Raw genomic sequence first — 8,910 nt, 5'->3', positions numbered from 1 at the left:
AGAATGGGAACTCTCGTCCAGACGCTCGCGAGCTCGTCGAGCACGCTGAGCACGTATGCCGCGGGCCTCGCCACGCACGAAGGTGAGGCGCACGCCGCCACCGGGGTGACGGCATACGCGTGGCTGCTCGTCGCGCTGCCGCTGCTCGGTGCCGCCGTGCTCCTCCTCGGCGGCCGCCGCACCGACAGGTTCGGGCCCGTGCTCGCGACCGCCCTCTCCTGGGGTGCGTTCGTCGTCGGCGCGCTCGTCTTCCTCGCGATGCTCGGCCGTGGTGCCGAGGACCGCGCCGTCGGCATCAACCTCTTCGACTGGATCGCCGCCGGCTCGTTCAAGGTGAGCGCGGGGCTGCTCGTCGACCAGCTGTCCATGGTCTTCGTCCTGCTCATCACCTTCGTCGGCTCGCTCATCCACGTCTACTCGATCGGGTACATGGAGCACGACGCCGACAAGCGGCGCTTCTTCGCCTACCTCAACCTGTTCGTCGCGGCGATGCTGCTGCTCGTCCTCGCCAACTCCTACCTGCTGCTCTACGTCGGCTGGGAGGGCGTCGGCCTCGCGAGCTACCTGCTCATCGGCTTCTGGAACTACAACCCGGCCTACGCGACCGCGGCCAACAAGGCGTTCGTCGCCAACCGCGTCGGTGACTTCGGTCTGTCCATCGCGATCATCGTGATGTTCTTCCACTTCGGTGCGGTCGACTTCGCGACGGTGCTCGGCGCGGCCGGCAGCAACGCCAACCAGGGCTTCATGACGGCCATCGGCCTGATGCTCCTGCTCGGCGCCTGCGGCAAGTCGGCGCAGTTCCCGCTCCAGAGCTGGCTCGGTGACGCCATGGCCGGCCCGACGCCGGTCTCGGCGCTCATCCACGCCGCGACCATGGTCACCGCCGGCGTCTACCTCGTCGTGCGCTCGGCGCCGATCTTCGAGGCGGCGCCCACGGCCCAGCTCGTCGTCGTCATCGTCGGCGCGATCACGCTGCTCTTCGGTGCGATCGTCGGTTGCGCCAAGGACGACATCAAGAAGGCCCTCGCGGCCTCGACGATGAGCCAGATCGGCTACATGATGCTCGCCGCAGGCCTCGGCCCGGTCGGCTACGCGTTCGCGATCTTCCACCTGCTCATGCACGGGTTCTTCAAGGCCGGGATGTTCCTCGGGGCCGGGTCGGTCATGCACGGCATGAACGACCAGGTCGACATGCGCCGCTTCGGCGGCCTGTCCGGCGCCATGAAGATCACGTGGGCGACGTTCGCCGTCGGCTGGCTCGCCATCCTCGGCGTGCCCCCGTTCTCGGGCTTCTGGTCCAAGGACAAGATCATCGAGGCCGCCTTCATCGGCGAGGGCTGGCGCCCGTGGGTCTTCGGTCTGGCCGCCCTCCTCGGTGCCGGCATCACGGCCTTCTACATGTCGCGCCTGTTCTTCATGACCTTCCACGGCAAGAAGCGCTGGACCGACGACGTGCACCCGCACGAGTCGGGCAAGCTCATGACGGTCCCGATGATCGTCCTCGCGGTGGGCTCGGCCTTCCTCGGTCTGATCCTCGGCCCGACGGGACTCTTCACCTCCTGGCTCGAGCCGGTCACCGGCGCCGAGCCCGAGGGCGCCCACCCGGTCATCCCGGTGCCGGTCCTCATGGCCCTGACGCTCGTCCTCGTCGCCGCCGGTGGCGCCTTGGCGTGGCTGCGCTACTGGCGTGACGAGGTGCCGGTCACGGCCCCGGCCGGCTCGCTGCTCACGCAGGCGGCGCGCAAGGACCTCTACCAGGACCAGGTCAACGAGGCCCTCCTCATGCGGCCCGGCATCCACCTCACGCGCTCGCTCGTCTTCGCCGACAGCAAGGGCGTGGACGGTGCGGCCGGTGGCCTCGCCGCCCTCGTCGGCGGGACGAGCTCCCGCCTGCGCAAGCTGCAGAACGGCTTCGCGCGCTCCTATGCCCTGACGATGCTCGCTGGTGTCGTCGCCATCCTCGGTGCTCTTTGGGTGATGTCCTGATGACCGCAATGTCCACCGTCCCCTGGCTGACGATCCTCGGCCTCATCCCTCTCGTGGGCGCGCTCGTCGTCGCCTTCGTGCCGGGGAGCGCCGAGAACGCCAAGCGGATGGCGATCGGGTTCTCCGTCGTCACGCTCGTCGTCGGCATCATCGCCGCGACGCAGTTCGACCGTGCCTCCGGCAAGCAGTTCCAGCTCGGTGAGCAGCACTCGTGGATCCCGCAGTTCGGCGTCAGCTACTCGCTCGGCGTCGACGGCATCGCGCTCGTGCTCATCCTCATGGCGCTCGTGCTGACCCCGATCTGCCTGCTCGCCGCCTGGCACGACGTGCCCGAGGAGGCCGGCCCCCGGGGCGGCCAGCGGGTCAAGACGTACTTCGCGCTCATCCTCGTGCTCGAGACGTTCATGGTCGGGGTGTTCGCCGCCACCGACGTGTTCCTCTTCTACGTCTTCTTCGAGGCCATGCTCATCCCGGTCTACTTCCTCATCGGCCGCTTCGGCGGGCCGCGCCGGCAGTACGCCGCGATGAAGTTCCTCCTCTTCTCGCTGGCCGGCGGGCTCATCATGCTCGTCGCCGTCATCGCCCTCTACCTGCAGGGCCCCGGCGGCACCGACGGCTTCCTCATCGAGCGCCTCACGGGTCTCTCGCTCGACCCGACCACCGAGCGGCTGCTCTTCGTCGGCTTCTTCTTCGCCTTCGCGGTGAAGGCGCCGATGGTGCCGTTCCACACGTGGCTGCCCGACGCCGCCACCGAGTCCTCGCCCGCGACGGCGACGCTGCTCGTCGGCGTGCTCGACAAGGTCGGCACGTTCGGGATGATCCGCTTCTGCCTCCAGCTCTTCCCGGAGGCGAGCACGTGGGCGACGCCCGTCGTCGTGGCCCTCGCGGTGCTCTCGGTCATCTACGGTGCGCTCCTCGCGATCGGCCAGACCGACATGATGCGCCTCGTGTCCTACACCTCGGTGAGCCACTTCGGCTTCATCGTGCTGGGGATCTTCGCCTTCACGACGGTGGGCCAGGGCGGCTCGACGCTCTACATGGTCAACCACGGCTTCTCGACGGCGGCGCTGTTCCTCTTCGCCGCGATGCTCGTCCGGCGCAGGGGGAGCAAGCGCATCCCCGACTTCGGTGGGTGGCAGCGCATCACCCCTGCACTCGCGGGCATCTTCCTCGTCGCGGGCCTGTCAGGTCTGGCCCTCCCGGGCCTGTCGAGCTTCGTCTCGGAGTTCCTCGTGCTCGTCGGCAGCTTCTCCACGCAGCCGGTGGCCACGGTCATCGCGACGTCCGGCATCATCCTCGCCGCGCTCTACATCCTGCTCATGTACAAGAAGGTCATGACCGGCCCGAAGCCCGAGGGCCTCGTGGGCGAGCGCGAGCACGACCGGCTCGACGAGCGCGGCCGTCGCGGCCTCACCGCCGTGCGTGACCTGACGACGCGCGAGAAGCTTGTCGCCGCCCCGTTGATCGCCGCCTTCGTCGTGCTCGGCTTCCTGCCGAACCTCGCGTTGAACGTGATCAACCCGGCCGTCGACAAGACCTTGTCGCACGTCCAGCAAGCCGTTCCGAACCTCAACCCGGCCGGCACCGTGGCCGAAGGGAGCTCGAAGTGACCGCCGTCGCTCCGCTGGCGCTGCCCACGCTTCCCGCAGCGTTCCAGCAGTCGAACGTCGACTACCTCGCGATCCTGCCGTTGCTCATCGTCTTCGGCACGGCGCTCATCGGCGTCCTCGTCGAGGCGTTCGCCTCGCGGGAGCGTCGCCACGCCATCCAGGTGACGCTCGCCGTCGCGGGCCTGCTCGCGGCCGCCGCGGCGATCATCCTCGCGGCCAAGCACCAGGGCCTGACGATGGGTCTGACGGACGGCTCGACCAACCGCCAGCTCTTCGCCCTGGCCATCGACGGACCGGCCCTCTTCATGCAGGCCACGATCCTGCTCCTGGGTGTCCTGGGCGTCCTGACGATGGCCGAGCGGTTCGGCGGCGTCGGTCCCGACGCCTTCACCCCGAGCGGTGCGTCGACGCCGGGCTCGGCCACCGAGACGGCGGCGGCCCGCGCGGGCGCGCTGACGTCCGAGGTCTTCCCGCTGACGATGTTCGCGATCTTCGGCATGATGCTCTTCCCGACGACGAACGACCTCATCGGCATGTTCGTCGCCCTGGAGGTGCTCTCGCTGCCGCTCTACATCCTCTCGGGCCTGGCGCGTCGTCGCCGCCTCCTCTCGCAGGAGGCGTCCCTGAAGTACTTCCTGCTCGGTGCCTTCAGCTCGGCCTTCTTCCTCTTCGGCACGGCCCTGCTCTACGGCTACGCCGGCTCGGTCTACTTCGGTGACCTGTCCAAGGCGATCGCGGCCGGACCGCTCGCGATGAACGGCCTGCTGGTGCCCGGTGCGTTCCTCGTCTTCGTCGGCCTCCTCTTCAAGGTCGGCGCGGTGCCGTTCCACGCGTGGACGCCCGACGTCTACCAGGGCGCTCCGACGCCGGTCACCGGCTTCATGGCCGCGTGCACCAAGGCCGCCGCGTTCGGCGCGATCCTGCGCCTCGGCTACGTCGGCCTCGACACCGGCCGCTGGGAGTGGACCAACGCGCTCGTCCTCGTCGCCCTGCTCACCATGGTCGTCGGTTCGGTGCTGTCGGTGACGCAGACCGACATGAAGCGCCTGCTCGCCTACTCCTCGATCGCGCACGCGGGCTTCATCCTCGTCGGTGTCCTCGCCTTCGACCGCAAGGGCGTCGGCGCGGTGCTCTTCTACATCGTCGCCTACGGCTTCTCGACGATCGCGGCCTTCGCCATCGTCTCGCTCGTGCGCCAGAACGGCGCCGAGGCCACGCACCTGTCGCAGTGGGCCGGCCTCGGCAAGCGCTACCCGGTCGTGGCCGGCGCGTTCGCCTTCCTCATGCTCGCCTTCGCCGGCATCCCGCTGACCTCGGGCTTCGTCTCGAAGTTCGGCGTCTTCTCGGCGGCGATCGGCACGGGTGGCGCGACCGGCACGGTCCTGGCGATCGTCGGTGTCCTGTGCAGCGCGATCACGGTCTTCGTCTACGCCCGGGTCATCGTCCTGATGTTCTTCAGCGACGCCCCCGACGACGCCGTCGAGGTCGTCATCCCGTCGGTCTCGACGACGTTCTCGATCGCCATCGGCACCCTGGCCACGCTCGCCCTCGGCGTCCTGCCGTCGGCGCTGCTCGACCTGGCCGACCGCGCCTCGCAGTTCGTCCGATGACGGCTCAGCCACGGCTGCAGGGTCGTCCGTCCGGTCACGGGGCTCGATGACGACGCACGCCACCCCGCCGGTCCTCGGGATCCCCGGGGCGACTGCGGACCTGTCGGCACGCCTGCGTGACGGCCTGGCCCGGGTCGACGCCCTGCTGACGCAGGTCGTCGACCACGACGACCCGTTCATCGCGGCCGCGTCGGGGCACCTCGTCGCGGCGGGCGGCAAGCGGTTCCGGCCGCTGCTGACGCTCCTCGCGGCCGAGCTCGGTGAGGGCATCAACGACGACGTCGTCGCGGCTGCGGCAGGTGTCGAGCTGACCCACCTCGCCTCGCTGTACCACGACGACGTCATGGACGAGGCGAGCGTGCGGCGTGGTGTCGCGTCGGTCAACGCGGCCTACGACAACTCGACGGCGATCCTCGTGGGCGACCTGCTCTTCGGCAAGGCGTCCGAGCTCGTCGCGGGTCTCGGCGCCGAGGCCGTTCTCATCCAGGCCCAGACGTTCGTCCGCCTCTGCAACGGGCAGATCCGCGACGACCGTCCCTGCCCCGAGGGCGTCGACCCGGTCGACTACTACCTCGGTGTCCTCGCCGACAAGACCGGCGTGCTCATCGCGACGGCCGGACGCTACGGCGTCATGTTCAGCGGCGGCTCGCCCGAGTCGGTCGAGATCATGCGCTCCTACGGCGAGAAGCTCGGCATCGCCTTCCAGCTCGCCGACGACCTCATCGACATCGCGTCCGACGCCGACGACAGCGGCAAGATCCCCGGCACCGACCTGCGCGAGGGCGTCGACACCCTGGCCGTGCTGCGGTTTCGCGCCACGGCCGATCCCGCCGATGCGTCGGACGCACGTCTGCTCGAGCTCCTCGACGGTGACCTCACCGACGACGACGCGGCCCTGGCGGAGGCCCTCGGGCTCCTCCGGGCCCACCCGGCCCTCGCGGTCGCGCGCGACGAGACGTATGCCGTCGCCCGCGAGGCGCAGGCCCTGCTCGACCCGCTGCCCGACAGCGACGCCAAGGCAGCCTTGCAGGCTCTGGCGATGAGCGTCGTCGACCGCGTCGGCTGACGTCCCCTCGCGACCACCCTCACCCCAACTCGAGTGAGATCGGGGGGTCACGGGGTGGGGTGACGCTGGGTAGGGTGCAGACCATGCATCGCCGCCTGTCGCCGCCCGTCGCGGCGCGCCTCTCGGCGGCGACCGCCGACCTGCACGGCCCGCTCGCCGTCGTCGACCTCGACGCCTTCGACGCCAACGCCGCGACCCTCGTCGACCTCGCCGCGGGCGTGCCGATCCGCATCGCGACGAAGTCGCTGCGCAGCAGACCCCTCATCGAGCGGGCCCTCGGGCGCGGCGGCTTCGAGGGCCTGATGTGCTACGCCGTGCGCGAGGCCCTCTGGTGGGCCCGCGACGGTCACGACAACCTCCTCGTCGCCTACCCGAGCGTCGACGTCCCCGCTCTGGCCGAGCTCGCTGCCGACCCCGCCCTGACCCGGGCCGTCGTCGTCATGGTCGACAGCGTCGAGCACGTCGACTTCATCGCCCGCGAGGTGCCCGGCCACGAGGGTCTGCGCGTGGCGATCGACGTCGACGCGTCGCTCCGGGTCGGCCCCGCACACATGGGGGTCCGCCGGTCACCCACCCGCACGCCGGCCGACGTCGAGGCGGTCATCCGTCGGGCCCAGGAGCGGGGCCTCGTCGTCGCCGGCCTCATGTTCTACGACGCCCAGATCGCCGGTCTGCCCGACTCCTCGCCCGTCGTGCGCCGGATGAAGAAGGCGTCCGACGCCGAGCTGCGCACCCGCCGGGCCGAGGTCGTCGCGGCCGCGCGCGCCCTCGCCGACCTCGAGCTCGTCAACGGCGGTGGGACCGGCAGCCTGCACGTCACGCACCACGACCCGTCGCTCACCGAGCTCGCTGCGGGGTCGGGTCTCTTCGCGCCGACCCTCTTCGACGGCTACGACGCGCTGTCGCTGCGTCCGGCCGCCTACTTCGCCGCCCCGGTGGTGCGCCGGCCCGGCGCAGGGATGGTGACGGCATACGGCGGCGGTTACGTCGCGTCGGGGCCGCCCGGGTGGTCCCGCGTGCCGAGCCCGCTGCCCGAGCACGAGGTCGCGCTCCTCCGGCGGGAGGGGGCGGGCGAGGTGCAGACGCCTCTCGAGGGTCCGGGCGCCGACCGTCTCTCACTGGGTGATCGGATATGGTTCCGGCACGCCAAGGCAGGGGAGCTGGCCGAGCGCTTCACGGAGTTCGCGCTCGTCAGCAGCGACGGAGGTGACCGGGTTGTCGGACGGGCCGCGACCTATCGTGGGGAAGGGCAGTGTTTTGGCTGACAGCGTGGGTGGCGTGAAGCGTCGCGTCGTACGCAGCATCGACTGGTCCAACTGGGCCGGCACCGAGTCCTCGAAGCTCGCGCGCGTGGCGACGCCGCGCAGCGAGGCGGAGGTCGTCGAGGAGGTCGTGCGAGCTGCCGACCGGGGGCTGCGGGTCAAGGCGATCGGCGCCGGTCACTCGTTCACCGGCGTCGCCGTGACCGACGGGGTGCAGCTGCGCCTCGGCGCCCTGAGCGGGGTCACCTCGATCGACTCGACGCGCGGCGAGGCCACCGTGCGCGCCGGCACCCCGCTGCACGTCCTCAACGAGGAGCTCGAGGCGTTCGGCTACGCGCTGCCCAACCTCGGCGACATCGACCGGCAGAGCCTCGCCGGCGCCACCGGCACCGGGACGCACGGCACCGGTCTGCGCCTGACGGGCCTGTCCGCGGGCATCCGGGCGCTGCGCATCGTCCTCGCCGACGGGTCTCTCGTCGAGTGCTCCCCGACGCACGAGCCCGAGCTCTTCCAGGCTGCCCGTCTCGGGCTCGGAGCTCTCGGCATCGTCACCGAGATCACCGTCGCCGTCGTGCCCGCCTTCCTGCTCCACGCCGTCGAGCGTCCCGAGTCCCTCACCGACGTGCTGGCCCACGCAGACGTCTCGGCGGAGGCCAACGACCACTTCGAGTTCTACTGGTTCCCCCACACCGACCGGGCCCTGACCAAGCGCAACAACCGCGTGCCCGAGGGCACGGCGAGGCGCCCGCTGCCGGCCTGGCGCGAGAAGCTCGACGACGACCTCCTGAGCAACCGCTTCTTCGAGCTGACCAACCGTGTCGCCACCCGGATGCCGCGCTCGACGAGGAGCATCAACGCCATCGCGTCGCGTGCCCTGAGCGAGCGCCAGTTCACCGACAGCTCGCGCAAGGTCTTCGTCACCGCGCGCGAGGTGCGCTTCATGGAGTCGGAGTGGGCCTTCCCGCGCGCGAGCCTGTCCGAGGTGCTGCTCGAGCTGCGCGAGTGGGTCGACACCCACGACGAGCGCATCTCCTTCCCCGTCGAGTGCCGCGTCGCCGCTGCCGACGACGTCTGGCTCTCGACGGCCTACGAGCGCCAGAGCTGCTACATCGCGATCCACAAGTACCACCGGCAGGGACGGGGTGCCTACTTCGACGCGTTCGAGGCCATCGCCGTCAACCACGGCGGTCGCCCGCACTGGGGCAAGCTCCACACGCGCCACGCCGACTACCTCCGCGGCGTCTACCCGCGCTTCGACGACTTCCTCGCGGTGCGCAACCGCGTCGACCCGGAGCGCCGCTTCGGCAACCCCTACCTCGAGCGGGTCCTCGGCCCCTGAGCGCCGCCGTCCCGGCGAGCGATGGCGTATGCCG

Annotated in this window: 6 protein-coding genes; all 6 read left to right on the top strand. The window is 70.5% G+C overall.

Going from position 1 to position 8,910, the window contains the following annotated elements; all coding sequences use genetic code 11:
• The first annotated feature begins 3 nt into the window (after nt 1–3).
• The gene (gene nuoL / locus AC1DW8_RS11740) at nt 4–1,989 is read left to right on the top strand and encodes an NADH-quinone oxidoreductase subunit L (RefSeq protein WP_478094169.1); all 1,986 of its coding nucleotides are present in this window, start codon (nt 4–6) and stop codon (nt 1,987–1,989) included.
• Nucleotides 1,990–1,997: 8 nt separating this feature from the next.
• Complete coding sequence (locus tag AC1DW8_RS11735) at nt 1,998–3,599, top strand: NADH-quinone oxidoreductase subunit M (protein WP_056826372.1); 1,602 nt, start codon at nt 1,998–2,000, stop codon at nt 3,597–3,599.
• Nucleotides 3,596–5,209, top strand: coding sequence for an NADH-quinone oxidoreductase subunit NuoN (gene nuoN / locus AC1DW8_RS11730; protein ID WP_056826370.1), 1,614 nt, complete (start codon nt 3,596–3,598; stop codon nt 5,207–5,209). Before AC1DW8_RS11735 ends, nuoN begins: the two co-directional genes overlap by 4 nt.
• Nucleotides 5,210–5,255: 46 nt before the next feature.
• The gene (locus AC1DW8_RS11725) at nt 5,256–6,275 is read left to right on the top strand and encodes a polyprenyl synthetase family protein (protein ID WP_056781508.1); all 1,020 of its coding nucleotides are present in this window, start codon (nt 5,256–5,258) and stop codon (nt 6,273–6,275) included.
• Between the two features lie 83 nt (nt 6,276–6,358).
• A complete protein-coding gene (locus AC1DW8_RS11720) occupies nt 6,359–7,540 on the top strand; it encodes an alanine racemase (protein ID WP_056826642.1) in 1,182 nt (393 codons plus the stop codon).
• Nucleotides 7,541–7,544: 4 nt separating this feature from the next.
• Complete coding sequence (locus AC1DW8_RS11715) at nt 7,545–8,876, top strand: D-arabinono-1,4-lactone oxidase (protein WP_082620097.1); 1,332 nt, start codon at nt 7,545–7,547, stop codon at nt 8,874–8,876.
• Nucleotides 8,877–8,910 lie beyond the last annotated feature (34 nt).

This window comes from Terrabacter sp. P2_E3 (genome assembly GCF_056403915.1).
Note: the sequence above shows the minus strand (reverse complement) of the source record. Positions and strands in the feature narration are given on the sequence as shown.